At 47.7% G+C, this 25,590-nt stretch carries 19 protein-coding genes and 1 pseudogene; 4 read left to right on the top strand and 16 right to left on the bottom strand.

Translation table 11 applies throughout. The annotated features are described in order from the left end of the window. Window positions 1-657: 657 nt before the first annotated feature. Window positions 658-3,843 carry a bifunctional P-450/NADPH--P450 reductase gene (cypD, locus tag NSQ83_RS04200; RefSeq protein ID WP_198878924.1) on the bottom strand — a complete coding sequence of 1,062 codons (3,186 nt, stop codon included), beginning with the start codon at window positions 3,841-3,843 and terminating at the stop codon, window positions 658-660. Between the two features lie 149 nt (window positions 3,844-3,992). Between cypD and NSQ83_RS04195 the strand changes: the two genes are divergently transcribed. Continuing rightward, the gene (locus NSQ83_RS04195; protein ID WP_198878925.1) at window positions 3,993-5,066 is read left to right on the top strand and encodes a DUF3900 domain-containing protein; all 1,074 of its coding nucleotides are present in this window, start codon (window positions 3,993-3,995) and stop codon (window positions 5,064-5,066) included. Window positions 5,067-5,135: 69 nt separating this feature from the next. Here the strand turns inward: NSQ83_RS04195 and NSQ83_RS04190 are convergent, their stop codons facing one another. The 5 genes and pseudogenes from NSQ83_RS04190 to NSQ83_RS04170 form a co-directional block, all read right to left on the bottom strand. Further along, window positions 5,136-6,605: an excalibur calcium-binding domain-containing protein gene (locus tag NSQ83_RS04190; RefSeq protein ID WP_204551429.1), complete on the bottom strand. Its 1,470-nt coding sequence runs from the start codon at window positions 6,603-6,605 to the stop codon at window positions 5,136-5,138. 179 nt (window positions 6,606-6,784) lie between these two features. Continuing rightward, window positions 6,785-7,123 (bottom strand): annotated as a pseudogene (locus NSQ83_RS04185) (FAD-dependent monooxygenase); the annotation flags it as partial. A gap of 68 nt (window positions 7,124-7,191) precedes the next feature. Beyond that, window positions 7,192-7,836: a Bax inhibitor-1 family protein gene (locus NSQ83_RS04180; protein ID WP_014479129.1), complete on the bottom strand. Its 645-nt coding sequence runs from the start codon at window positions 7,834-7,836 to the stop codon at window positions 7,192-7,194. A 109-nt stretch (window positions 7,837-7,945) separates the two neighbouring features. Next, on the bottom strand, window positions 7,946-8,113 hold the full coding sequence (locus NSQ83_RS04175; protein ID WP_003244522.1) for a YezD family protein: 168 nt from the start codon (window positions 8,111-8,113) through the stop codon (window positions 7,946-7,948). A 153-nt stretch (window positions 8,114-8,266) separates the two neighbouring features. Next, window positions 8,267-9,139, bottom strand: coding sequence for an STAS domain-containing protein (locus NSQ83_RS04170; RefSeq protein ID WP_116316367.1), 873 nt, complete (start codon window positions 9,137-9,139; stop codon window positions 8,267-8,269). Between the two features lie 197 nt (window positions 9,140-9,336). On the opposite strand from NSQ83_RS04170, the gene NSQ83_RS04165 reads away from it, so the two are divergent. From NSQ83_RS04165 to hmoA, 3 genes are all read left to right on the top strand, one after another. After that, window positions 9,337-9,831, top strand: a complete 495-nt coding sequence (locus tag NSQ83_RS04165) for a hypothetical protein (RefSeq protein WP_003244106.1) — start codon at window positions 9,337-9,339, stop codon at window positions 9,829-9,831. Window positions 9,832-9,922: 91 nt separating this feature from the next. Further along, window positions 9,923-10,285, top strand: coding sequence for a VOC family protein (locus NSQ83_RS04160; protein ID WP_198878927.1), 363 nt, complete (start codon window positions 9,923-9,925; stop codon window positions 10,283-10,285). Between the two features lie 103 nt (window positions 10,286-10,388). Next, window positions 10,389-10,715: a heme-degrading oxygenase HmoA gene (gene hmoA, locus NSQ83_RS04155; protein WP_124059987.1), complete on the top strand. Its 327-nt coding sequence runs from the start codon at window positions 10,389-10,391 to the stop codon at window positions 10,713-10,715. Window positions 10,716-10,751: 36 nt separating this feature from the next. Here the strand turns inward: hmoA and NSQ83_RS04150 are convergent, their stop codons facing one another. The 10 genes from NSQ83_RS04150 to rhgW form a co-directional block, all read right to left on the bottom strand. After that, window positions 10,752-11,447, bottom strand: a complete 696-nt coding sequence (locus tag NSQ83_RS04150; protein WP_014479125.1) for a DUF421 domain-containing protein — start codon at window positions 11,445-11,447, stop codon at window positions 10,752-10,754. A gap of 74 nt (window positions 11,448-11,521) precedes the next feature. Next, window positions 11,522-12,865, bottom strand: coding sequence for an alpha-galacturonidase LplD (lplD, locus tag NSQ83_RS04145; protein ID WP_339239003.1), 1,344 nt, complete (start codon window positions 12,863-12,865; stop codon window positions 11,522-11,524). Between the two features lie 8 nt (window positions 12,866-12,873). Then, complete coding sequence (locus NSQ83_RS04140; protein ID WP_042978042.1) at window positions 12,874-13,761, bottom strand: carbohydrate ABC transporter permease; 888 nt, start codon at window positions 13,759-13,761, stop codon at window positions 12,874-12,876. Between the two features lie 13 nt (window positions 13,762-13,774). After that, the gene (locus tag NSQ83_RS04135; RefSeq protein WP_014479122.1) at window positions 13,775-14,731 is read right to left on the bottom strand and encodes a sugar ABC transporter permease; all 957 of its coding nucleotides are present in this window, start codon (window positions 14,729-14,731) and stop codon (window positions 13,775-13,777) included. A 54-nt stretch (window positions 14,732-14,785) separates the two neighbouring features. After that, on the bottom strand, window positions 14,786-16,294 hold the full coding sequence (locus tag NSQ83_RS04130) for an extracellular solute-binding protein (RefSeq protein WP_129010169.1): 1,509 nt from the start codon (window positions 16,292-16,294) through the stop codon (window positions 14,786-14,788). A 121-nt stretch (window positions 16,295-16,415) separates the two neighbouring features. After that, window positions 16,416-18,989 carry a hypothetical protein gene (locus NSQ83_RS04125; protein ID WP_160243296.1) on the bottom strand — a complete coding sequence of 858 codons (2,574 nt, stop codon included), beginning with the start codon at window positions 18,987-18,989 and terminating at the stop codon, window positions 16,416-16,418. Between the two features lie 43 nt (window positions 18,990-19,032). Further along, window positions 19,033-21,024: a beta-galactosidase YesZ gene (yesZ, locus tag NSQ83_RS04120; RefSeq protein ID WP_160243298.1), complete on the bottom strand. Its 1,992-nt coding sequence runs from the start codon at window positions 21,022-21,024 to the stop codon at window positions 19,033-19,035. 7 nt (window positions 21,025-21,031) lie between these two features. Further along, window positions 21,032-21,685, bottom strand: a complete 654-nt coding sequence (locus NSQ83_RS04115) for a rhamnogalacturonan acetylesterase (RefSeq protein ID WP_198878928.1) — start codon at window positions 21,683-21,685, stop codon at window positions 21,032-21,034. A gap of 51 nt (window positions 21,686-21,736) precedes the next feature. Then, on the bottom strand, window positions 21,737-23,575 hold the full coding sequence (rhgX, locus tag NSQ83_RS04110; protein ID WP_198878929.1) for a rhamnogalacturonan exolyase: 1,839 nt from the start codon (window positions 23,573-23,575) through the stop codon (window positions 21,737-21,739). Window positions 23,576-23,620: 45 nt separating this feature from the next. Next, window positions 23,621-25,483, bottom strand: coding sequence for a rhamnogalacturonan lyase (rhgW, locus tag NSQ83_RS04105; RefSeq protein WP_129110471.1), 1,863 nt, complete (start codon window positions 25,481-25,483; stop codon window positions 23,621-23,623). Window positions 25,484-25,590: the final 107 nt, after the last annotated feature.

Below are 25,590 nucleotides of genomic sequence, written 5' to 3'. Positions count from 1 at the left end.
ATTTACCTGCTCTTTATATCCTGCCTTCCAATTCCTTCTTTCCAAACAAAATCAAGGCATCACACAACAATAAATACACCGCGGCAAGCCGGAATATTTATGTTTCGCACCATATCATTTTTATTACAACCATTTGGAAACCAATCACTGGACGAAAGAAACCTTCATTTCGTTTCACATTTTTTTCTCGGAAATAAAAAAGGATTTCTTTTGTCATGTGTGCCTTTGAAAAAAGAAATAGATACCGAGTATAAGAATAACATAAACTAGCAAAAACGAAAAATAGGTTTTGCAGACAGCCCGCCCTTCCGTCGGACTGAAGTTATTGTATGCATCAATGTTTAGCGCGATCACCATTTTTTCGAAAGGACTAAAAAGACTGGATGTCTCCAGTCTTCCAGATTGTTGACAAAATCCTAAAATGGTTTTCATTTTAGGATTTTGTCATCTTTTCAGCATGATTGAAAACCCTTGAAGTCTAGGAAGGACGAGCATAGGAGCGGGCATTCACAGGATGTGATGACGACGGCGTTTAGGCAGGGCGCCTGAGAATTTAGCCGTTGATCCACTTCGCATTGAGCACCGAAGCGCAGTCCTGACAACGAATGCGAGGGTTTGCCGACACGCTGAAAGACTGGATGCTCCAGTCTTCTTTATCTATATCCCTGCCCAGACATCCTTAGCGTACATACCGGTATCCTGCAGATGTCTCAGCCAGTTTTGCGCTTCTTGCTCCCCGGTGCCATGGACAGACTGATACGCCTTTTGCAGTGCCGCCTCCACATCCGGGGCCATTTTGCTGCCGTCACCGCATACATAAAGCCTGCCTCCGCGGTCAAGGATCGATATTAACGTTTCTGCATGGTCAGCCATGACATGCTGGACATACGTTTTCGGCATGCCTTCTTTACGGGAAAAGGCTGTGTGGACAGTGACGATTCCGTCTTTTTCAAACTGCTCAAGCTCATCGCGGTATATAAAATCACGATCGTTCCTGCATCCAAAATAGAGATGAGCTTCACCGAGCGTTTTCCCCTCCCGTTTTAAAACTTCGCGGGCTTGAAGGAAGCCGCGGAATGGCGCGACTCCTGTGCCTGGTCCGACCATAATGATTGGCGTTTCAGGGTCTTCCGGAAGCTGAAACCGGGATTCCGGTGTGCGGACAAACATCACGACATCATCACCGGCTTTACGCTCAGCTAAATCATTTGAAGCCACGCCCCTGTATTCGCCACGGCCGCTCCACGAAGGGCCGCGCACGACGCCGACTGTGATCGATGCTAGCCGCGGATTCACTCTTGGAGAGCTTGAAATTGAATAATATCTCGGTTTTAGCGGACGTAAAAGCTCTAAAAATCGTTCAAACGGCATGTCGCATGCTTCGTACTTTTCAAGCAGATCCAGCATGGAAATTCGTTTTTTCAATATTTGTTCCTGATAAACACCCTCTGCTGTCAGTTCTTCTAATTCGCGCTTATGCGGCGGACACACTGTAAAAGCGGCCAGTTCACGTATTTGCGCTCTTGTGGCTGCTTCCTGGACCTCAACGCTGTAGCTGAGAAGATCATGCAGGCTGACAGGACGGCCCAATGGCAGATGCCCTGCACTCCGGCCGCTTGCCGACAATGTCACTTGATCGGTTCCCTTCAGACCGAATCTGTGGAGAATCCGGTTGACATTGGTTTGGCTGTTTTTTGGCAATACGCCAAGATGGTCGCCCTCTTGATATTCAACATCCGGCGGCAATGCAATTTCGATATGGCGAGTGCTTCGATCGCTGTCTGCGGACTGGAGTTCACGATTTTCGGCAATGGATGCGTGAGAGGCTTCGTACGATCTAGCGAGCGGAGACTCGCCCAGCCCTCTGACAAACTGAAGGCTTAGCGTGCTTCGTTCCTTATCGGCGTTTTCATTCAGCTCCAGTCCGAATGCCTTAATGGCGTCCGCCCACATGCTTTTTTTCCACTCGTCAAGCTGCCCTTCAAAATCACCGCTGACATCACCTTCCCCGCGCGCAGAAAACCGAGTCGCGCCTTTCTCCGCAAGCTGCTCATCAATGAATCTCGGCACGTATTGATACGTGCTCGCCCAGTTGTGGTCGCCGCAGCCAAATACCGCGTAATGGACGCCCTCAAGCTCACCCGGTTTGATTTCTTGAAGCCACTGCACGAATTGTCCGGCATTGCTTGGCGGCTTTCCATTATAAGACGAGGTCACAATGACAACCGCTCCCTCTTTCGGCAGCTTTCCAATCCGGTCGTTCAGAGGTGCTGTCTTTGTCCTTACGCCGTGAAGACTGGCAGTATCAGCAAGCTCCCGGGCGACGCCTTCTGCGGTGCCGGTATCTGAGCCGTACAGCACGAGAAGCGGGCGGTTGTTAAGACCGATGACCGATGCACCCTTTGCTTCCGTTTTCTCCTTTTGCTCATCAGGCGCGGCTTTTTCAGCTGCCTGGACGTCTGCATGAATGGCTTCCTGATGACGGCTTTGAACCCTGATGTGAAAATCGCCCGGCTTAAGTGTTAAGGTTTGTTTGATATCAAGCTCATAATTCTCATGATCAATCAATGTGAAATATTTTAGAATCATGCCTAACACAAGTGTGGCTTCATGAAGGGCAAACTGCATGCCGATACAGGCCCGTTGTCCATTTCCGAATGGTTTGTACGCATGATGAGGCACTTGGTCCCGATGCTCAAACCGTTCCGGCCGGAATTCTTCTGCGTCCTTTCCCCAAGCGTCTCGATCACGATGAAGCTGCGGAATCAGCACAGAAATTCTGTCATTCGTCGTGATCGGAAATTTTCCGCCAATGACTGTGTCTTCTTTTGGATAAAGGCTGAAAGCCGGAGCTGTCGGCCATAAGCGCAGTGATTCATTTAAAATCATCCGTATGTATGTAAGCTCCAGCACTTGTTTATAGGTCGGCGCTGCATCCGTCAGCACCCGATCGACCTCTTCATACGCCTTTTTCAGTTTGTCAGGATGCTTCAATAAAAAGTAAGTCGCAAAGGAAAGCAGGCCGCTCGTTGTTTCATGGCCGGCAATCAAAAACGTGATGATCTGAAAGCGGATATTTTCGTCGTCGAGCTTTTCACCAGTTTCCGGATCTTCCACATTCAGCATGCGGGCGAGCAAATCTTTTTCATCCTGGTCTCCATTCGCCCTGCGCTCTGCAATAATGCTGTCGACTAACGAAAACATCGTTTGAATATCATGGCGGAATTGCCGCTTTGTTCTGACCATAAGCTTATCTTGAACATCAAGCCGCTGCATTTGATGCATCGCTTCATCAAGCGCCCGCACCATGCTGTTGATAAACGGGTGGGGCGTTTCTCTGTAGTAACTGTTAAAGCGGTAGTTAAACCCGCATAGCCCAATGGTGTCGAGCGTCAGCCGGGTCATATCTCCCGGGACATCGACTGCTTCATTCGGATTGAGCCTTGCCCATTTTTGAATGAGCTGAACAGCGATATCGACCATTTTCTCATGATAGTCCTTCATGGCCCGCTGGCTGAACGTCGGCATCAGAATGTTGTGCGCTTTTCTCCAGTTAGGCTCATGCGTCCAGCTCGTAAACAATCCGTCACCGGAAAACGCGCGGACCTTTTCCAAGGCGCCTTCAATGCTTTTATCAAACCGTTCTTCATCACAAACCTCTTTCACCAATTCGTGGCCGGACACTACAATGGTCGTGCCCGCGGGTGTATGGATTTGAAAAATCGGGCCCTGTTCTTCCGCCAGTTTGATCAGCGAAAGCGTCGGCTTGTCTTTATCGATTAAAGGCAAATTGCCGAGCGGCCCAAACGTCTTCGGTTGAGGAATCAGGCTTGTTTCCTTCATCGAACCATTCCTTTCCGTATGAGATGCCTTCTATTTGACTACATTTCCCTTTCATGGTCATGATTATTCCGTTCTCCCAATTGACGCATGATCGCTGTTTTTTCTATACTTGAGAAGCTGTACAATACGCGAATAAGGTGAGTTTATATATGGATTTTGAAATTCGGTTTTTATCCTTTTATGTCATACAGGTGGAAGGCAAAGATGAGCAGGCGAACAAGCAGTTCAAGCACTTCCAGACCCTTGATACGGGCGAATTTGAAGAAAGCGAGCTAAAGGACTTTCTCGACGGGGAACTGAAAAAAATCGTCAAACGGAAAGCCGACCGCCATCCGCAGTCCGAGCAGGTGCCGACGAAAATCGGCCATTTTATCGTCGAGCCCGGCCACGAGCTCGATTCCAACCCAAACTACAACATGTTCAACCGCGCGCGTCTGGCGGAAACAAAAGAAGACTTCAATGAGCTGAGCGAGCAGTTCGTCCGCACGTACCTTGACACAAGCGCGGTTCGCGGCGGCGTGTTTCTCGTCGCTTCGGCCGTACCGAGAAAATACTTTGACGAGTCATTTGTCTTTATTATGAAATGTGATTTTGAGCCGAAGGTCGCCCGCATCTCTGACACGTCTTCTCTCATTAAAAAAGTCGAAATGGCGATCACGACAAAAAACATGAAAAGCATCCAATACCCGTACATGCCAGAGGAAGGAATGGTCGAAGAAGGTGAGCTAAAAATCCATCAGGCCTCGCACGCCCGCTATTTTGAGGACTTTCTGAAATTCGTCGAGTACGGCGAATCGATGCCGGAAATCATGAAAAATCAGGTCATGAACATGGTACAGGAGCACGTCTACGAGACATTTGAAGACAACAGCGAAGAGCTCAAGCAGTTCGAGCACGACATTGAGATTTGGGAAGCAAGCGAAAAGCGGGAAATCCAAGAGCGTCTCGACACCCATCAAGTCATCGAAGCCTCCGCCCAAATCATCGAGCACACGCCAGAGGCCCAGCTGAAAATGAAAGTCGGAGAAACAGAGATTAAGGGATTGCTAGCGGATTTTGGCGATTCTATTCATCTCGCAAAAGTAAACGGGCGCTATGTCGCGCTGATTGAAGCCGAGACAATTTCGTTTGAGAAAGGCAGTTCACCGGTGGAGTTTTATAAGCCTGAGGGGCTGCATGAGGTGATTGAGCGGATAAAAGGGAAAAATATAAATGACGATTAACGTTTGTTGAAAATAATAAAAGAGAGAATATTTCAGTATTCTCTCTTTCTTTAGATAACCATATATGAATTAGCGATCACAAGCAATTCCATCACCATCACGGTCAAGATGTTTTGCATATCCCGGTTCACCAGAATGGATAGGTGCAACACCAGCTTGCCGTGCTACGGTACAATTTTTGTAATAGACATTCGTCTGTTGTTCTTGTGCCTCTGCTTGTTGTATCTCTTTCTCTTGCTTACGCTTTTCTTGTGCTAGTCGCGCTTCTTCCTCTTGCTTGCGCTTTTCTTGTGCTAGTCGTGCTTCTTCCTCTTGCTTGCGTTTTTCTTCTGCTAATCGCGCTTCTTCCTCTTGCTTGCGTTTTTCTTCTGCTAATCGCGCTTCTTCCTCTTGCTTACGTTTCTCTTCTGCTTGCTTTTTTGCTTTTTCTTCTTTCTTACTCTTATTATCTTGTTGTTCATTACCTTCCTGTTTGCTTTGATTTTCTGTCTGTTCTTCCTTTTGTTCGGTCTTTGAAACAGCTGTTTTATCACTTGATTTTACAGAGCTAGCTTCTTTATTGTTTTCACCAAAAAATGCGTTAAAGGTTAACAGTAATATCAGCAGGTAAACCAATGAAGCAATAGCTCTCTTCCACCACTTACCACTTCGGAACCCTAGGATTTTTTGGTACCATTTCCTCTTCTTCTGATGTAGGGGAATATTTGCATTATTTAAAATAGAAACAAATTCCTTGCCAGATAGATTTATAATTAAACTTTTTCCTGTCTCCGTAACATTGATAACTGTTTTTATTGCAAATCGATCAATAACCGCATGAGAAAAATATTTAAAATCCCACTTATTTAATAGTTTGGCTTTTCTTTCTTTATTATTAAATTCATATAAGTACACCACTTGATTGTCGAGTACAATAAAATTACCCTTACTTTGTCTATCCTCTTGAAAAAAGCCTTCCGCTATCAAGGAAGCACCTTTATGCTTTTCACGCAATAATCGTTCACCATTTTTCGACAGATTTAGATTGTCCCTCTTCATTAGAAATGAAGTAATTTTAACATTTCGATTTTGTAAATCATTTAATTTTTCAGCATGTAAAAAATAATCAAAATCATGTGTAACTGTCGTTAGAATTTCTTTTGATTGATTAGCTATTATGTATTCTAAAATCTCTATAAATTCTTGGCTATCATCGTTTTTCTTAATATCATCGAATGTACGTTTTGAACGGCCTATTTTAAGGCTTAAAATCCAACTATTTTTATTTTTTCCATTAGTCCTTACTTCAATATCATTAATTTGTGAATATTCATAAGTCATTTGTTCGTGCTTAGAAACAAAGAAAATGGATTGTGTAGTAAGTGCTAATACCCCTTTTAATTCTCTACCACTTTTTTTATCACATTCAGCTTCGATAATCTTTAGAACGCTTTCCTGCGACGATAAGGTTGCGATTTCTACTTCTTGTAATAATCTTTCATACTTTGTTACTAAGGTTTTTTGACCTACTGTAGGGCGTTTACCTATCCACTTTTGCATAATGTCCCCCTATTTTACATAATGATATTCTAACAGAAACTTATATTTTTTGACTTAATTTTACCAAATACCGGATGATTTTACATCATTTATCGTTATCAATTTCTAGATAATTTAGTCAAACATTTGTTTCTTTCTAAACAAAAAAGTCCAGAAATCACTTTCTGGACTTTTCCTATTTAATACCCTTCCCTCAACACCGCATAGCACTCCCCAATCAGTTCTTCCGCTCCCGGCTCTCCTTTCAGCCCGCGGCGGACGATTTCCGAGGATAAGTTCTGGACTTTGAGCGCTTGTGGGGCTCTTCTTTTGTAGTACGCCTGTAATGCTGTTTCGTGGTCGGCGTGGTTTTGGAGTTCTTCGGCGAGGACGATGGCATCCTCGATCGCCATTGCCGCTCCTTGCGCCAGGGTCGGCGCGCCGGCGTGGGCAGCGTCTCCTCCGATGACAACGCGGCCTTTATGCCATGGCTCCTGCACGGCGACCTGCTCCAGTGTATTTAAAATGATAGGATACTCATAAACACTCCATCTGCCCTTTTTATGTATGGAAAAAAAACGCCTATCCAATGACAGGCGCTTTTTCATTAATCATCACTGCTCAAAATGCCGAAGAAGCGGAGCAGGTTGATGAACAAGTTGATAAAGTCTAGGTACAGCGATAACGCCATAACCGGAATCAAGTCTTCCGTAATGTGGCGGTGCTTGATTTGGTTCAAATCATACAAAATGTAAAGGGAAAAGACGATGGTTCCGATCACGGAATACGCCATCATCGCCGCTGAGTTTAACGGGCTGAAAATGTTGAAAATCCCTACCACTGCGAGGGCGAGCACCGCAACCAGCAGAAATGACCACAGGAAGGATAAATCCTTCTTCATTTTTGCGCCGATTGTGCCTAAGACGGCAAAAATGACAAATGTAGAACCAAAGGCTTCAAGCACGACATAGGCGCCGGCGATGGAAGCGTAATGGCTGACGATCGGAAATAAGGTAATGCCGGAAACGAACGCGAATGTATATACAAACGCATACCCGACCGCTTTTCTTCTGCGCATCCAGAAGGCCAGAATAATCATCACCACTTCAAGAATAGAAAGCGGCAGCATCAAAGCGACAGGAACAAATTGGCCGATAAAAAGGCCGACAGTCGCGATCAGCAAAGTAAAGACAAAGACTGTCAAAATGCGTTGCATGATCGATTGCTTACTCTCGTGAACCGTAGCTTGCATGTCAAAAATCCTCCTAAAAAATGATCTTAAAGGTCTATTATATAAAAATTGGATGAAATATGTATATGTTTTAAGGAGAATTTAATGAAAACAAACGCCCTTTACATTATCATTTTGATTCTTTCCTTTTCAGCGAAAAACGGTGCTTTTCTATTTTCTCAATTTGGGTAATCTGAGAATCATGAACCGTAATTTGAACGGTGCCGAAATCGAGTGTTTCCAGCGAGCTGATTATTTTTTCAATCACTTCCGGATCAATCGTTGATTTTGAAACCAAAAGACCTTCCCCCCTGTCGAATAGGTTTAATTCACAGTATTCTTATAAGAATTATAATATTATGTTTTTTTTGATAAATCAATGGTGATTTCTGTTCAAATCAAAAAGGCATATGATCACCCGGTGACGGACAATCATATGCCTGGAAACTTCCTATTTGTTTTCTTCCAATTCCTCAACAATACAGCGGACACCCATATTTTCTAATGCCTGCTTCAGCGTGCCGTACGTTTCATATTCACTAAAATCAAGCCCCAATTGAATCGATGTTTGGGCCACATCCGGGCGAATCCCTGAAAATACGGCTTTGACGCCTAATAAGAAAAGCGTTTTAGACAGGTTGTACAATTGCTGAGCCACCATGGTATCCACAATCGGAACACCCGAAAGATCAACGACGAGGCTTGTGATTTTTCTCTCGACACAGCGGACCGGCACTGTTTCTAAAATGACCTGTGCCCGTTTTGTATCAATGGAGCCGATAAGCGGCAATATCCCGATTCCATCGGCAATGGAAATGACCGGGCAGCCAAGCTCTGAGATCAGTTCCTGCTGAGATGTGAGCCTCATCAGCATGAATTTTTGGTACTGCTCAGAGAATTCAATAATCAGCTTATCGAACGACTGATTCACAATGCGGTTCCATCGGTCTGCATCCTCATTTGTCACGATCTCCTGATTCTCTTTTATAAATGTGGCGACTGCGTCCCAGAATGAGATTCTAGAGTTGGATATGGCTTCTACGACCTCATGAACTTGAACATCCTGCTCTACCCTGTTTTTCGCAACGTTTTCCGCCCATTTTGTCATGTTGTCTTGAAAATCGGTTTGATCCTCCAGAAATGCGCTTGCGATTGTTATATTGGTAAATGTATGCTGCTCGGTTAAAAGTGTTTTCGTTTCTTCACTTAAATGGCTGGCGGAATATAGCTCGCCTTTTAGCTGGCAACGCAAACTGAACCATTTCTCAGTAATATCCGCAGTGTTGTCTATGATATATTGATATAATAATTGATCGATATTCACGGTCTGTCTCCTTTTTCGTAATAGAAGCACTTTCATTATAAAATGATAAATCGGAATTGTGAATAAGACTAGAGAAAAATCAAATGATTCTGCTCTTTGAGAGCATTCCAGCTTCATATCCTTAGGCGAATGCACCAATAAGAGTCCGCCCGCATAAACTGCAGTGTACAGTTTACAATGAGAAAGGACGTTATCACATGTATTATGTTGATCCTTATATGTTTGCGGGGCATTTTTATGAGCCTTGGCCTGCTTTTGAATATGAATACCGATATCCATGGCCTGGCATTGGCAGCGGTGCTGTTCCGGGCTCTGGCGGCGGCTCCGGCCCTGGTATTGGCGGTGGCGCTGTTCCAGGTTTTGGCGGCGGCTCCGGCCCTGGTATTGGCAGCGGTGCCAGCCCAGGCTTCGGCGGTGCGCCCCAGGGACCTCCTCCTTCCCAAATACCAGCGAAACCCCCAAAACCGCAGGGTTCTCAAGGAGCCGTTTTGTTAGTTGAACCAATCACCATTCGGCCTTGCCTTTTCCGATTTACCTATGTTTGGTTAACCAATGGCCGCTCATTTTGGTTCTACCCAATTATCCTTGGCAGAAGATCCGTCGGCGGCTTTTATTGGGATTCCTCACGGCGCCGCTGGGTTTATTTCGCCTTAGACACAAATCACATCGATGTTGTAAGCTGCTCATTTTAATAATCAGCCGGTTTCCCGGCTGATTTTTTTATGTTACTTCGGCCGTAAACAGGTTATAGTATTATTATCTTTTGAACTTGGAGGTTTCCCTATGATCAAACAAATTAGCACTGTTGCTGTATATGTCGAGGACCAGCAGAAAGCGAAGCAATTTTGGACAGAGAAGGTAGGCTTTGATATTGCAGCGGACCACCCAATGGGACCTGAAGCAAGCTGGCTGGAGGTTGCGCCAAAAGGGGCCGAGACTCGTTTAGTCATTTACCCGAAAGCCATGATGAAAGGCTCAGAGCAAATGAAGGCTTCTATTGTGTTTGAATGCGAAGACATCTTTGGTACATACGAGAAAATGAAGACAAACGGTGTAGAATTTCTCGGTGAGCCCAATCAAATGGAGTGGGGCACCTTCGTTCAATTTAAGGACGAAGACGGAAATGTGTTTTTATTAAAAGAATAAACTGTTGCGCACGGCGGTTCGATTCCGCCCTGCGCTTTCTTTGACATTGAGAATGAATTTCATTTACAATTATTCATATGTGAGAATGATTGGAGTGAGACAAATGTTTGTACAGTTAAGAAAAATGACGGTTAAAGAAGGCTATGCAGATAAAGTCATAGAACGTTTCAGCGCTGAAGGAATCATTGAAAAACAAGAAGGTTTAATTGATGTGACAGTGCTTGAGAAAAATGTACGCCGCGGTGATGAAGAAGTTGTTGTCATGATTCGCTGGGAATCAGAGGATCGCTGGAAGCAATGGGAAAAAAGCGATGCGCATATCGCTGGCCATAAAGCAAACAAAGGCAAACCAAAGCCTGACTATCTGATCAGCACTGAAGTGAGCATGTACCATGTACGTGCTGTCAAACAAGGGACATACAATCAATAAAAAGCTTGCGCCTTGCTGCAAGCTTTTTTCTAAGAGTCATGTTGATCTGCTTTGTTCGTATGTTACGGTATACAGCGGCTTATTTTTATGCCATTCTGCAAATAACACGTCCTCCGTCTTATCAATGTTCTTCTTTTTCAATTCTTGCTTCAGCCACTGTTCATCCACACCTGCTTCCTTCAGATTATCCCGGACAATCTCTCCATCTATGATTAAAGTGATCGGCAGGGAAACAGACTTCGAAGGAATCTGCAAATCCTTATTGGTCGGTTTGTCAAAGTCTGATTTTGGAAGCACGCTGACCATCCCGTTTGTTTCCAAAATCGCATATTCTACTTCTTGAATCGAAAAGCTCCCAGCTTGCCTCAATAGGCTTTGCAGCTGGTTAATGTCCATCTTATTTTTCTTCAATACTTTATATTGAAGCTCCCCTTTGCGGATGACGATATTCGGCTCACCCTCCAAGAACTTCCGCGATGATTTCATTTTTTGCGTGATAAATTCAATAATATAAATCAGCACGCCCCACAGCAGCGAAGCAAAAATAATTTCTTTGATCTTGATTTCATGATCGTAAACGGCATTTCCGACCAATTCTCCTAAAATTAAAGCAGAGATAAAGTCAAACGGCGTAATTTGAGAAAATTGGGTTTTCCCGAGAAGCTTTAAGATGATAAATAAAATGCCTAAACCGCAGACCAGTTCTACCGCAACACTTAAATAATTTCCCATATTGATAGCACCTACTTCTTGATAATACTATCAGTATGGTCAATGGTTTCTTTTCTAAACCGGAAAAGCTCCGCTCAACGTTGCATGGTGCATTGGAGCATGTCATTGAAAAGCTGCTCTGCATCACTGCGGTCAATCTTGACAAGCGGGTCATTGAGGAAGGCTTGAAACGCGAGGCCAGTGTCCTTTGTTAAACCTGCTTCCGCCACTGCCTCCTGATTGGATATATGCCTAGCCGCCAGCATTTCCACACCTTTCGGAAGCGCTCCGGACAAAATCGGCTGGACACGGTTCCTTGTGATGAATGCGTTTGTTTCGACAATGGCTTGTATAGGAAGGTTTGAGACCTGGCCTTGATTCGGCATATTTACATTTGTGACGAGTTCACCCAATCCGAGAAGAGCCGCTATGATATTCACGCCTTCTTCTCCCGAAGCTTTCTCAGCAACGCCTCGTTGTTGCACGATCAACCGTTCTGTTTCTTGTCGTTTCTCAGCTCTGTCTTGTTTTCTGAATGATATAGGTGTGAGATGAAATTTCCATACTTCAGGCTGTTTGAGGTATGGGCCGGGAAGAAACTCTGCCAGATGCCTGTCTCCCGCAGCAGGGATGGCGCCATACGTTTCAAATAAATCAAACGCAACACGGTGTGCCGAACAAAAGACGCTGTCCCTCCAGCTTTCCCCCTCCAGCTCATATCCTCCTGATTCCCCATAGTGCGCGCTGAATTCACGGAATATAGGCAGCAGGTCAATATGGCGGTAAGAGGCTTTTGTGATCCATGTAAAATGGTTAATGCCGAGCACATTAACGCGGATATCTTCACGCCGCGGCACCTCAATCCCCAGCCTTTCCGTGACCATTTCCGCCAATAACTTTTGCGTCCCGAATACCTCGTGGCAGCAGCCAATCGCTTTGATGCCGGGAAACACTTTATACAGCACTCTTGTACAGACAGACATCGGGTTTGTATAATTAATGACCCATGATTCAGGTGCGTAGTCTCTTATTGCCCGGGCAATTTCCGCAAATATCGGCACAGCACGCAAGCCCCTGATGATCCCTCCAGGCCCGACAGTATCACCTACAGACTGATAAATACCGCAGCGCTCAGGCAAGTGGACATCGACTTCCATATCATCCAGTGATCCCGGCAAAATGGAAATAATGACGATATCCGCGGCTGATAACGCCTTTTTCAAAGTAGAAACAGCCTCATATCTCCATCTGCCGTTCCCGCTGTGATTGCCGATCACTTCATTTTTCTGAGCGGCTTCAAAATCAAGATCATAGAGCGCCACCGTGCCTGACATCCGTTCATCAATCGACAAATCACTCATCAGGCTTCTGGCCCAGCCTTGGGACCCCCCGCCGATATAGGCAATCTTAATCTGATCTAATGTACTGATATGAAACACTCCCTTTCTCAGCCTTTCACCGAACCGATCAGCATTCCTTTTGCAAAGTGTTTTTGTAAAAATGGATAGACCGCCAAAATCGGCAGCGTTGCAATGACAATGACAGCGAGTTTAATTCCCTGCTCCGGCGGAACGGCATTTTGCATCGTATCGCCATTGGTCGCCGTTAAATCCGATAAAATCGTGACTTGGCGAAGCACCATTTGCAGCGGCCATTTTGCACTGTCATTGATATATAAGAGAGCGTGGAAGAAATCATTCCAAATCCCGACCGCATAAAACAGCGCAAAGGTCGCAATAACCGGCTTTGACAGGGGCAGGGCGATCCGCCAGAAGACGCCGATTTCGGAACAGCCGTCAATTTTCGCTGATTCCTCCAGCTCGCGCGGCAGCTGCTGAAAGAAGTTTTTGATAATAATAAGGTTGAACGGATTAATCGCCATCGGCAGAATCAATGCCCAATACGTATCCAAAAGGCCAAGTGATTTTACGACAAGGTACGTCGGAATCATGCCGCCTGAAAACAGCATGGAGAAAATCACCAGATTCAACAGCAGATTCCGTCCCTTCACATGCCGCTTCGCCAGCGGATACGCCATCGTGAAGGTAAAAAACAGCTGTACAGCCGTCCCAACCACCGTGATGAAGATGGACACGCCCATGCTTCGAAGGAACGTCGGTGTCGAAAACACATACTTGTAAGCATCAAGTGTAAAGGTTTTCGGGAAAATAAAGAAGCTCCGCTGGGCGAGTTCCGCTTCTGTCGCAAAGGAACCGGCGATAATATATAAAAACGGCAAAATGGTAATCGCGCCGATACCGCCGAGAAACAGAATGTTGCAGACGTCAAACACCCGTCCGGCTTTGGTGTTGTGCATCGTGTGAATTTCAGCCATACCTCTCCCTCCTCTAAAACAATCCTTCCTGATCAAACTTTTTCGCAATGTAATTGGCGCCAAAAATCAAGATAATCCCGACAACTGATTTAAACAAACCGACTGCCGTGCTGTAGCTATACGCCCCTTGGGTAATCCCCATCATATACACATACGTGTCGAAGATGTCAGCCACACTGCGGTTGAGTGAGTTCGTCATCAAATACACCTGTTCAAAGCCAAGATTCAAAAAGCTGCCGATTCTTAAAATCAACAAAACGATAATGGTGCTTCTAATCGCCGGCAGCGTAATATGCCACATTCTCCTGAACCGCCCCGCTCCGTCCATGATGGCCGCTTCATACTGCTCTTGATCAACCGTAGCAAGCGCTGCCAAAAATAGAATCGTTCCCCAGCCTGTCTCCTTCCAAATGCTTTGCATCACAATCATTGGCCGGAACCAGTCTGCATCCGACAAGAAAGAAATCTGCTCACCTGTCAGGCTCATAATCAATTTGTTGATCACACCTGTATCGACAGTAAAGAAAACGAAGGTGATGCTGACCACAATTGTCCATGATACAAAATGGGGTACGTAAATAAAGGTTTGGATACATCTTTTATACACGGCCTTTCTTACCTCATTCAAAAGCAGGGCCAAAATGAGAGGCGCGGGAAAGGCAAACAAAAGATCCAGACTCGCCAGCATGAGGGTGTTGCGCAGCAGCCGGAAAAAATCCGGATTCATAAAAAAGTCTTTGAAATAATCAAAGCCGACCCATTCGCTTTTCCAGAAGCCGAGATATGGCGAATAGTCTTTAAAAGCGATCAGCACACCCCACATCGGCAAGTATTTGAAAATCAAGAAATAAAGCAGACCGGGAATAAGAAGAAGATAAAGCCATTTGTCCCGTTTGAGCGCAGCCATCCAGCTGATGCCTTTTCCAGCGGTGAGAACAGGTGCATCTCCCTTCTTCGGCACTGTTTCCATATCTGTTCTCCTTTCGTGATACCGGGGCGCCCGCCGAAAGGCAGGCGCATCGGTTTATTTTGACGATTGGTACAATTTGTTCAAGTCCTTCATCAGGTCATTGCCGCCGCTTTTTTTCCAAAGCTCCACCGCATCATCGAACCCTTTTTCATCAATTTCTCCAATGATAAATTGTGTTCTCGCGTCGAGGATGATGTTGTCAAGCTGGGCTCCTTTTTGGGTATAGACATCAGATACAAGCGACTCAGCCGGGTTAAAGACGGCTATTTTTTCTCCTTCGGTTATGATGTCCTTGCGATGCTGGAAGAGCTTGGTTTTCTGGTCTTCGATGTAATACTCGCTTTTCGGAATCGACATGCTGAACTGTGCCAAGCCTTCATGCTCATACAGGAGAGATTTATTGTTTTTTTCAAGTGAGGTGAATACGCCGTCCTTGAGCTCGTAATTGCGGCCCTTCACTCCGTTGTTCGTGAGAATCTGCGCTTCCTTATCATTCATCTTATCGAGGAAGGACAGCACCTCTTTCAGCTCTTTTTCGGTTTTGACGCTTGATTTTGGTATCGTGATCATGCCTGAATAACCAGATGTCGGGAAGGTGCGCTTGCCATTCGGTCCCTCAAGCGAGCCGACGATATCAATGATATCCTTGTTCGACTCATCCGCCTCCTCCATCGCGCTTTGGATTTGAGACGCTCTTGAGCCTGTATCAACGATGACACCCGCTTTTCCTTTTACAACCGGATCATTCCACTTCGCAGAATCCATGACAGCAAAGTCCTTATTGATCAATCCCTCATCATAGAGCTTTTTAAAAAACGTGAGCGCATCCATGTATTCCTTCGTTGTAAAATCCGGAATCAGCTTTCCGTTTTCAACACCGTAGCGGTTCGGAGCGCCGAACCAGATTTGCAGAACATCCCATGGGCTTCCGTTGCCGAGTCCCATCCATTTCGGCACGACCATGCCGTACGTATCATCCTTGCCGTTTCCGTCAGGATCTTTTTCCTTAAAGGCTTTCAGCACTTCATAGAAATCATCAAGCGTTTCCGGCATATCCAGACCGACATTTTTCAGCCAGTCGGTTCTGATGATCATACACGCCCTGATCAGATCCCTCGTTCTATAGATTCCGTACACCTCGCCGTTCACCGAGCTGTTCTTCAAAATCTTTTCATCTGCCTGGCTTAAATTCTTGTAGTCTTTTAAATAAGGAGACAGCTCCCAAAACGCCCCTGCTTTGACAGACTTGATAAAGCCGGCTGACTTATCTTTAATGACAATCGCGTGAGGCATCTCTCCTGAAGCCATGACGATGTTGAATTTGTCGTTGTAGGATGAATCAGGCACCCATGTGACCTTAATCTCTTTGCCTGTGTATTTTTCGAGTGCTTTTAATGAAGGGCTCTTATCACTCGGGCTTTCCGGCGATAAAAGCGGCGCCATAATTTTGATCGTATCTTTCGAACCGCTTGCTGAATTGGATGTTTCCGAATGGCTGCATCCGGCGATCATCATGGCAGCAAGCGGCAAGGCCATCCATTTTTTTCGCATTCTTATTTTCATGATGCGTAAGTCCCCCTTTTTTCAATTTGCATTTCCCCTTTGCCCCTCTCAATATAAAGCGCTTACATAAATTCTTGCAATCTTCATTTTTTGCACCATTTCTCCTATGAAATTCCGGCTGTTATCCTTTTTTGCCCGATGTTTCTTTTTTTGCCGGAAGGGAATCTCCGATCAGTTCCAGTGCCGCTATGACATTTAAACACCATTGAGAGACAGTGTTCGTTGTCACCCATGGAAGCTCCTCTAGCTGCGTCCATGTCTCGATGCGCTCCGGTTTGATCGGAAGCGGCGTATGGCTGAGCTTATCATCGAGCAAAAGATTCCACGCTTTGGCGGCGAGATGAGGATCTTGTTTTTTTCTCGCGGCGTAGGCTGTCATACCGGCGGCGAACATCGGCCAGTGAAAATGCCCGTCATGAAGAGCGCCTCCGCTTTTTTTTCGTTTTTCCTCATCACTTAGTGTGTAAAATTCGCCGAATTCACTCAGCATATCCTCCCATTCCCGGTCATCAAGAAGCTCAGCCAGCTCCATCCACACTTGCGGCGCGCCGAAGGCAATGATCATATGATATCCGCCCGCAATGCCGTCTCCCATGTGATGAAGCATCGAGGTCGCCGGGTCATATTCAAATGTCGGGCCGGATAATAAGCGGAGCGGCAGCCGCTTCAGACAGTTGATTCCCGTTTTGATTTTTTTGAGATATTCCGGATTTTCGGTCCGCTCCCATTCCGTCAGCCAGTTCGAGCAAAACGCCGCCCAGTCCGGTCCCGTTCTGGCGTGAGTCGGGTGCTTGCCTTTCTCGTAAAAAGCGCGCATCGGATCGGTTTTGACGAGGGCATAATCGGCATCCTTCACTTCTGTCAAAAGATCTCCCGTCCGCTCATCACCCGTCAGATAATAATAGAATTTATAAAGCCCGGCCATGCTGATTCTCGCTTCCTTGCAGCCGCACCCCCAGTGCACAACGTTATGCCGTGAACCAAGTCCTGCGTATTCACCGAGGTGAAAGCTGTCCGTTTCGCTCGTATGGCGGGTCATGGCTTCTGCCATGCGAAAGATATCCTCTTTGCCTGAGCGGAAAAACGCCTGCCACAGCCATAAGGTCGGAACGAGCTCATTGTTTTGCCATGCGTATCCGCCGAGATCGTACCGCCACATATGCCGGATCGGGTCATACGTATGCATGACATCGCCATAATGCCAAAAACCGTACCATCTGCGTTGCTCTACTTCCTTTTTATAAAACAGAAAGGCCGCATCGAGCTGTTCTTCCAGCTCTTTTTTGAGCGGATGGGATGTGTCAATGATGCTCCAAACCCCGAGTGCTTGTGATTCGTAATAGACGTCCGGCTCGCATACAATGAGCGGCGGCGCCTGCCATTTGTCAGCGAGTGCATTGAGGACTTCGTCAGACGGCATGTGCGAAAAGCACGCCAAGCTGATTTCATTTGTGTTCGCAATGCCTGTCGGATCAGAGCGCATTTCATCAAAGCCTTCATACGCGCTGGCCACGTGGGTGTTTCCTGTATAATGCCGCAAATCCATCGCTTCGCCGTCCGGAGGCCAAAGCCAGATAGTCATTTTGGGGCGGCTGCCGGCAAGACCTGTGATTTCCAGTGCTGACGGATATTTCTCAAAGAAATACCGCAGGCCGAGAGCCACACCGCCATTTTTTCCGCCCGCATAGCAAAGCCCCTTCGCCCGGCTGCCATGCAGCATTCCAACCCACGCATAATCTTTTCCGGTCCGTTTTGACTGGCTGTAATGATCGCTGGAATCTTGCACGAGCTTGACATCGTCCCAAACCGCATTCTGTGTGCCATGTGCAAACCATTCCTTATGCTCTTCATCTGGAGACAGCATTTCGCCATTGATTTGTTTTTCATAAAGCGGATATCGTTCATTGAATTTACGTGTGCCAAACAGCTGGGAAGGTTCTTTATACATCCCTTTCTCTCCCGCAAAGCGGAAATGGCGGTTGTACGGCTCTCCCTCCAAAAAAAGGGCAAATTCGATGCCGAGCCCCTTAATGAATTCTTGTTTACCGCTCCTGTCAATCAGCTGCGTGTGCACAAGGCCGATCTCAGACAGCCCGGCATAAAACGTCAATCGGATGACAAACGGCAGCCATTCTTCATTCGTTTTATGGAGCACATGCACTCCCTCGATTTTGACTACTGCTTTGACAGGACCACTCTGCTCAATCGCAGCCCGTTTGATAAAGCTGACAGACCTTTCATGCAAAAGAACCGTTTCCGCCGCCGACTCCTTTCTCGTTTCTCTTATCGCGACGAGCCTCCCGCCTGCGGCGATCGGCTTTCCATTGATCTGCAATGATTGAATGAAATCAGATCCTGTTTTATGAATGGTACAAACGAGTGCTCCTGTATCCACTTGGATATCATGCTCTGTCTCATGAATGCTGAGCGATTCAGTTGGCTGCGGCACTTCTCTTTTGTGCACTGTAAAGCTTTGGTTTTCCTGACCGCCAAACACCGCCGCGTGCTTCGTCCACTTGATGCTCCCGTCCGGCCAATAGGCCGACGGTTCGCTTTGCACATATCGCGTTTCCGCGTTTTCATTCATAAGCGCCAGACGGTCACCCTTTTTTAATTCTCCTTTTTTCCATGGCACGCCCCACGTCACACCGCTTATCACCTTTGGCTGTCCTGATAACCATTTGATCTTTTTCATCGGTCTCTCCCTCCATAGAAAAAAGCTGATTCGATGCAAAGAATCAGCTGGGATTGTCAAATTGAATCACACGGTATTCATGCGGTCCGATCGCCAGCCTCCCCGCCTTTTCCAAGCGGTGCGTCAACAGATCTGTTCCCGCTTCCGGCAGTGTCACACTTCCTCCTTTTCCATCCATATTCACGATGATCCACACAAGGCCGTTATCGCCTTTGCGCGGGGCAACGATTGTGCCGGGCGTAACATGCGACCGGCTGGAAATAACAGCTTCCTCCGCGTAATGCCTAACGAGCGCTTCCAGCATCGCATCCCCTTCTTTCCCGGATGGAAGCGAGCCCAGCATGACAATTTTCCCCTCGCCGTAATTCCGTTCCGTCAGAAATGCATGGCCCGCCCCCGGTCCTGATTCAACCGTGCCAAGGGTGTTTCCGCTCTCTGTGTCAAACACCGCGCTCCATAGTCCGAGCGGCGCCGTGATGCCAAACGCTTTTCCTGTATTCACGTTCTCATTCATCGGAAAGGTAAACAGTGTTTTGATCCCTGACGTTTTCTCAAGTTCGCCAAGTCCGCAATCGGTATGAATCGTATGCTCGCATGTGCGCCCTCCTGTCAGCGGCCCGGCGATCCAGATGCCGCCCGCTTCAGCGAATGCCGAAGCTTTTTTGATAAATTCAGCAGACAAATACGGCACAAATGGCGTAAACAGCAAGCGGTAGCCGTCCAGCGGAGCGCCTTCCGGAATAAGGTCACGGTGAATCCCCGTGTTGAGAATACGTTCATAAAAATGCGTCACAAGCGAACGATGCCGGAGTCCCCGGTGAGGCTCAGTTTTAATAAATGCTTTTGCTCTGTCACAGTAAGTCATCGCCGCCTCGGCTTGAACGGGTTCAGTCGATAGAATAATAGGCTCGATTTCCTTTCTTGCCCGCTCAACCGCCAGCACATTTTGATAGCCGATGGCGGGTTCGCCCCAGGCACTGAGAACCGAACCGTGGGAAATCTCGCTGCCTGAACGCTGCTGCCGCCATAGCCAGTAGCAAAACCCCTGGCCCCCTAAGGCATAGGACGATACGGCTTCGGCCTGCAAATACCCGTCTGCGTGCGGGTAAGCGGAGCTTTCAAGCGAGGCGGCATACGACGGACTCGTTTCCAAAATCCAAAACGGGCGCCCTTGTTTCAGATTTCTCCATAAATCACAGTTCAATAAAAAGGCAGAGGCGTTTTCCTGCGAAGCGTACGTGTCATAGGAGGCAAAATCGAGATTCTGAAACATTCGCTCATTGTCCACGCTGAACATGACTGATCCGTTATGCGTGATCGGCGCATCTGAATAGCAGCGGATGATTTTGGCCTGTTCATCCGCAAACGAAGCGATCATCTCCATCGAAAACAGCTGATACATAGTGCTTAAAGAGGCATGATGCAGAAACGGGGCCGGTCCCGGCTGCGGGACTTGCTCAAACGTCTGATAGGTTTCGCTCCACACATCGGTTCCCCAAGCTTCATTCAACCGCTCAATCACCCCGTAGCGATTTTTGAGCCAGTCATGCCATAAGCGCAAGCATGTCTCACACATGCATTCTGCAACATGGCATTTAAACTCATTATCTAGCTGCCAGCCGATCAGCCCCGGGAGCCGGCCAAGCTCCTTGGCGATGGCTGTGGTGATAATGGCGGCTTTTTTTCGAAAATACGGGTTGTTCGTGCAGGCGTGCTGACGGGAGCCATGCCCCATGATCTCTCTTTTTTCATTGACATGCATGCGTTCGGGCCGGCCGTGTGACAGCCAAATCGGCGGGGTAGGCGTCGGCGTGCACATGATCGTTTCGATCCCGCTGTCATACAGCCGGGTGATGATTTCTTTGAAAAAACCGATGTCTATTTTTCCTTCTTCAGGTTCCATGACAGACCAGGCAAATTCACCGATCCGCACAACATTTACGCCAACTTCACGCATGATGTCAATGTCCTGCTGAATCGTCTCTTCATCCCATAATTCCGGATAATAGCAAGCGCCATGATACAGTTTTCTCATCATATTTTCACCTTTCTTTGATGATCGATTCTGTCAATGGCAGGCCGAGCTCCTTTATGCCTTTTGCTACAAGTTTCGCCATTTCATTTGCGCCTTTTTTTGTAAAATGCGTGTAATCGTTAATCCCTTCTGAAATCATAAAATAGGTGTATACTTTTTCCTCGCCCTTCTCAGTAAAGAAAGCAAGGCTTTTCTCCATCAGATCAATGAGCTGGACATTCTCCTCTTCAGCCGTCTGCTTCATGGCAATGCAGTAATCTGGAAAATCGTTCAAAAACACGCCATTTTCGTAATGAAAGCGGGCTACGGGGGTAATGAGAAGCGGATGGGCGCCTTTTTCCCGCGCGCCTGCGATATACTGCTTTAAATATTGTTTATAAGTAGTGTAGGGCTCGGTGTAGCGCTCCGGCTTATTTTTCGACGCGTCATTATGGCCCATCTGCACGAACAGCCAATCATCCGGCTCGATCACATTGAGGATTGCCTGAAGCCTGCCCTCCTCCACAAATGTTTTCGAGCTTCTTCCCCCGATCGCTCTGTTGATCACTTGAATATGCTCAGGCAGATGCGAGCCGAGAAACTGCCCCCAGCCCCCTTGATTTGTGCTGTCTCCATACGTTTGAACAGTCGAATCGCCGGCAAGATAAATATGATTTGCCATTTTTCATTCCCCCCTCGTTTTTTATACGGCTGCTTCTTATCCTTAGCCCTCCTACAGCGGCGACTCCGCTTTGCTGCCCGCTATGTACAGGGCGGGATTCGGCGGTTTTTTCATCCCTGTACCGAGGTAAAAGCTCGTATGCGGCGGCTGGTTGTAGGCGGTATTCTGCCAGGCGATGCCGAGCCTGTAAACCGGATCGTGCATCAGCGTGTAAAAGCGGTGGCGAGTGAGATGTGTCGTTGTATAGATACGGAGCGCGCTGCTGTCTTCCGTTCTCCATATCACTTCTTCCCGCCAATCTCCGAACAGGTTGGCCTGAAGAACCGGGTTTCCTTTCGTGCCGTTGTTGGACAGCACGCCGGCCGGCTGAAATATCGTCTTCAGACAGCCGTTTTCAGCATCCCATTTTTCAATCTTTGGCCTGCCAATCGTTCCGTCCCAGTCATGATCAAGCAGTTCTCTGACCAAATCACCGTCCCACCAGATGGCGAAATTGGCTGAAGGGGGCGCTTTGTCGCTGATTTTTTCGCCTTTGCTCGTGAAAAGCCCGTACGACATGCCATCATTGCCCGGCGGATCAATTCCCCAGACGAGCGACCCTTTGTAGCTTGGGTCAATATGAGCCGCCATGCCCCGGCCAACGTCAGTTCCAGCATGGACGCCCCATAATATCTCACCGGTTCCGGCATCTCGCAGTGACAGTCCGTACGGCTTCGTGGCGTCCTCATGCACCTGGAACACTTCAAGCCCTTTTCGTGACGGGTCCAGATCCCCTACATGCATCGCGTCTCCGTGCCCGAGCCCCGTTGAGTACAGGCCGGTTCCGTCATGATCGACCGCCATTGCGCCGTATATGATTTCATCCTTTCCGTCTCCATCGACATCCGCCACGCTCAAGCTGTGGTTCCCCTGTCCTGCGTATGCTTCATGTCCCGGCTGGTTGGAGTCAAATACCCATCGTTTTTTGAGCCTTCCGTTTCTGAAATCGTATGCCACGAGCACGGTTCTCGTATAGTAGCCGCGCGCCATAACAAGGCTCGGCCGCTCCCCATCCAAATAAGCGATCCCGGCGAGAAAACGGTCCATCCGGTTTCCATAGCCGTCTCCCCAATCCTCCAGCTTGCCGCGGGGCGGTTCATATTCCACGGTCGTGAGCGCCTCACCGGTTTCTCCTTTAAACACCGTCAAATATTCCGGACCGGACAAAATTCTGCCCTGTTCGTTTCTAAAATCGGCATGCTCATCACCGATGATATGTCCTTTCCCATCTGTTGTGCCGTCAGCTGTTTTCATGGCGATTTCTGCTTTTCCGTCACCATCCAGGTCATACACCATAAATTGTGTGTAATGAGCGCCCGCTCTGATGTTTCTGCCGAGGTTGATGCGCCACAAAAAGGTGCCGTCCAGTTTATAGGCATCTATGAGCACCTCCCCGGTATACCCGTCATGGGCGTTGTCTTTTGAATTGGACGGGTCCCACTTCAGGATGATTTCATATTCTCCATCCCCGTCCACATCCCCGACGCTGGCATCATTGGCGCTGTAGGTGTACGGCTTTCCATCCGGCGTCACACCGCCTTCCGGTTTGACAAGCGGAACCTCCAGAACATTTTCCTGCCAAACACGAGCTTCCTTGGAAAGCTTTTCTTCCCGTCCTTTATTGACAGCCGCCACTTGATAAACAGAGTCAGCCGTTCCGTTTTGATCGAGAAAATTAGTGCTTTCAGCGATTGGATCGCGGGTGATCCGCTTTCCATCCCGATAAAGGTGAAAAGCCGTCGTCTTATGATCCGTGCCGAGAAAACGCCAGCTGATAAACACCCCCTGTTCTGTCTGTACCGCAATCAAACCTCTGGTCAAGTATTCCATTTGCCTCTTTTTTGGTTTCATTTGATGGGAACGGGCTGCGCGCAGCCCGTTCCTTCCCCCTTTCAGTTAAGGCGTATACATATTTGGTTTTGGCTGTTCCGCCATGCCGTCTCCTAAAAAGAAGCTTGTGTGCGGCGGCTGGTTATAGGCGACATTTTGCCAGGCGATGCCAAGCCGGTACACCGGATCGTGCATCAACGTATACAGCCTGTGCTCAGTCGGAATGGTCGTCGTGTAAATGCGCAGTGCACTGCTGTCCTCCGTTCTCCACACGACTTCCTCGCGCCAGTCACCGAGCAGATCAGCTTGAAGCGCCGGTGTTGCTTTTGTGCCGTTGTTAGCCGCTGCGCCTGATGCAGTCAGCACATTTTTCGATACGCCGTTTTGATAATCCCACTTATCAATTCGGTTGCTGTCCAGCTGTTCCCGGAGCAGATCGCCGTCCCACCAGATGCCGAAGTTGGTCGAGGACGGAACCCCGCTTCCGATTTTGACCCCTTTCGCTGAGTAGAGAGAACCGTTTGCCCACACTTCCTGTCCCGGATAACGCGGGTCAATATCAGCAGCCATTCCCCGGCCTACATCCTTGCCGGCATAAACGCCCCAAAGGATTTTTCCGGTTGCAGCATCCCGAAAAGATAAGCCGTATTTTGCATTTTTGTCCTCATGAACTTGAAACACCTCAAGCCCCGGCCGGCCCGGATCAAGATCTCCTGTATGAAGGGCATCCCCATGGCCTAAGCCGGTCGAGTACATGCCTTTCCCGTCATGATCAACAGCCATTGAGCCGAAAATAATCTCATCTTTTCCATCCCCGTCAACGTCCGCGATGCTCAGGTTGTGATTCCCCTGTCCGGCAAACGCTTCATTTCCTGACTTTGAGGAGTCCAGCGTCCAAAGCTTTGACAGCTTTCCATCCCTGAAGTTATAGGCAACTAGCATGGTTTTAGCGTAATACCCTCTGGTCATGATCAGGCTCGGCCGCTGTCCATCAAGGTAGGCAATGCCGGCGAGAAAACGGTCAACACGGTTGCCGTAGCTGTCTCCCCAATCCGACACATTGCCGCGCGCCGGTTCAAAATTTGCGGTGACAAGCTCTTTCCCGGTTGAACCTTGAAACACAGTGAGATATTCAGGGCCTGAAAGAACACGCCCCTGTTCATTTCTGTAATCTGCATTGGCATCTCCAATTACTTTGCCCGTGCCGTCTTTTGTCCCGTCTGCCGTTCTCATTGCCACTTCCGCTTTTCCGTCACCATCAAGGTCATACACCATAAACTGGGTGTAGTGCGCGCCCGCTCTGATGTTTTTGCCGAGATTGATCCGCCATAACTTTGTGCCGTCCAGTTTATACGCGTCAATCAGCACGTCACCCGTATAGCCATCCTGTGAATTGTCTTTTGAGTTGGACGGGTCCCATTTCAGGATCAGCTCGTATTGCCCGTCACCATCCACATCGCCAACACTTGCGTCATTAGCGCTGTACGGGTAAGCTTCACCCTTTGGCGTCGTGCCGCCAGCCGGTTTATCCAGCGGGACGGAATGATACGGCTGCGCCCATACGGAGGCTTTTTCAGAAGCCGGCTGTTCGGTACCGTTTACAACAGCCCGAACCGTATACGTTGAGCCCGCCGATCCGTTTTTATCCACATAGTTCGTGGTTTTGACAGGCGCAGCATTCAGTTTTTGCCCGTCTCTGTACACATTGAACAAAACAGATGCGTTTTCGGTTCCAAGAAACCGCCAGCTGACAAAAATGCCCCCGTCCGTCTTGACCGCTACAAGCCCCCGGTTCAGCGCTTCCATCTGCCGCGCTGCCCCTTCAGCTTTCACAGGACATACAGAGGCTCCCATCACCAACAAGACCAGCAACATAACAGCGGTAAACATGCGTTTCCTTTGTGTAATCATCAGACAGCTCCTTCTCATTCATCTGTAAGCGCTTACTTAAATTGGATTTTATGCGCTGTGTGAGCTGTCTTCAATTTCACTTTTTTGCATCTGCCTATTTCGGACACTGCACTTTTTTGCGTATT

The organism is Bacillus sp. PS217 (assembly GCF_037963535.1).
GTDB classification, from domain to species: domain Bacteria; phylum Bacillota; class Bacilli; order Bacillales; family Bacillaceae; genus Bacillus; species Bacillus subtilis.
This window is presented reverse-complemented; position numbering and strand designations above follow the sequence as displayed.

What these genes read in the sequence shown, in the direction of transcription:
- NSQ83_RS04125 (WP_160243296.1), bottom strand. Translation starts at nt 18,989, where the DNA reads ATGAAAAAGATCAAATGGTTATCAGGACAGCCAAAGGTGATAAGCGGT.
- yesZ (WP_160243298.1), bottom strand. Translation starts at nt 21,024, where the DNA reads ATGAGAAAACTGTATCATGGCGCTTGCTATTATCCGGAATTATGGGAT.
- NSQ83_RS04160 (WP_198878927.1), top strand. Translation starts at nt 9,923, where the DNA reads ATGATCAAACAAATTAGCACTGTTGCTGTATATGTCGAGGACCAGCAG.
- cypD (WP_198878924.1), bottom strand. Translation starts at nt 3,843, where the DNA reads ATGAAGGAAACAAGCCTGATTCCTCAACCGAAGACGTTTGGGCCGCTC.
- NSQ83_RS04130 (WP_129010169.1), bottom strand. Translation starts at nt 16,294, where the DNA reads ATGAAAATAAGAATGCGAAAAAAATGGATGGCCTTGCCGCTTGCTGCC.
- hmoA (WP_124059987.1), top strand. Translation starts at nt 10,389, where the DNA reads ATGTTTGTACAGTTAAGAAAAATGACGGTTAAAGAAGGCTATGCAGAT.
- NSQ83_RS04180 (WP_014479129.1), bottom strand. Translation starts at nt 7,836, where the DNA reads ATGCAAGCTACGGTTCACGAGAGTAAGCAATCGATCATGCAACGCATT.
- NSQ83_RS04195 (WP_198878925.1), top strand. Translation starts at nt 3,993, where the DNA reads ATGGATTTTGAAATTCGGTTTTTATCCTTTTATGTCATACAGGTGGAA.
- NSQ83_RS04140 (WP_042978042.1), bottom strand. Translation starts at nt 13,761, where the DNA reads ATGGCTGAAATTCACACGATGCACAACACCAAAGCCGGACGGGTGTTT.
- NSQ83_RS04115 (WP_198878928.1), bottom strand. Translation starts at nt 21,685, where the DNA reads ATGGCAAATCATATTTATCTTGCCGGCGATTCGACTGTTCAAACGTAT.
- NSQ83_RS04190 (WP_204551429.1), bottom strand. Translation starts at nt 6,605, where the DNA reads ATGCAAAAGTGGATAGGTAAACGCCCTACAGTAGGTCAAAAAACCTTA.
- rhgX (WP_198878929.1), bottom strand. Translation starts at nt 23,575, where the DNA reads ATGAAACCAAAAAAGAGGCAAATGGAATACTTGACCAGAGGTTTGATT.
- NSQ83_RS04135 (WP_014479122.1), bottom strand. Translation starts at nt 14,731, where the DNA reads ATGGAAACAGTGCCGAAGAAGGGAGATGCACCTGTTCTCACCGCTGGA.
- NSQ83_RS04150 (WP_014479125.1), bottom strand. Translation starts at nt 11,447, where the DNA reads ATGGGAAATTATTTAAGTGTTGCGGTAGAACTGGTCTGCGGTTTAGGC.
- rhgW (WP_129110471.1), bottom strand. Translation starts at nt 25,483, where the DNA reads ATGAGAAGGAGCTGTCTGATGATTACACAAAGGAAACGCATGTTTACC.
- NSQ83_RS04165 (WP_003244106.1), top strand. Translation starts at nt 9,337, where the DNA reads ATGTATTATGTTGATCCTTATATGTTTGCGGGGCATTTTTATGAGCCT.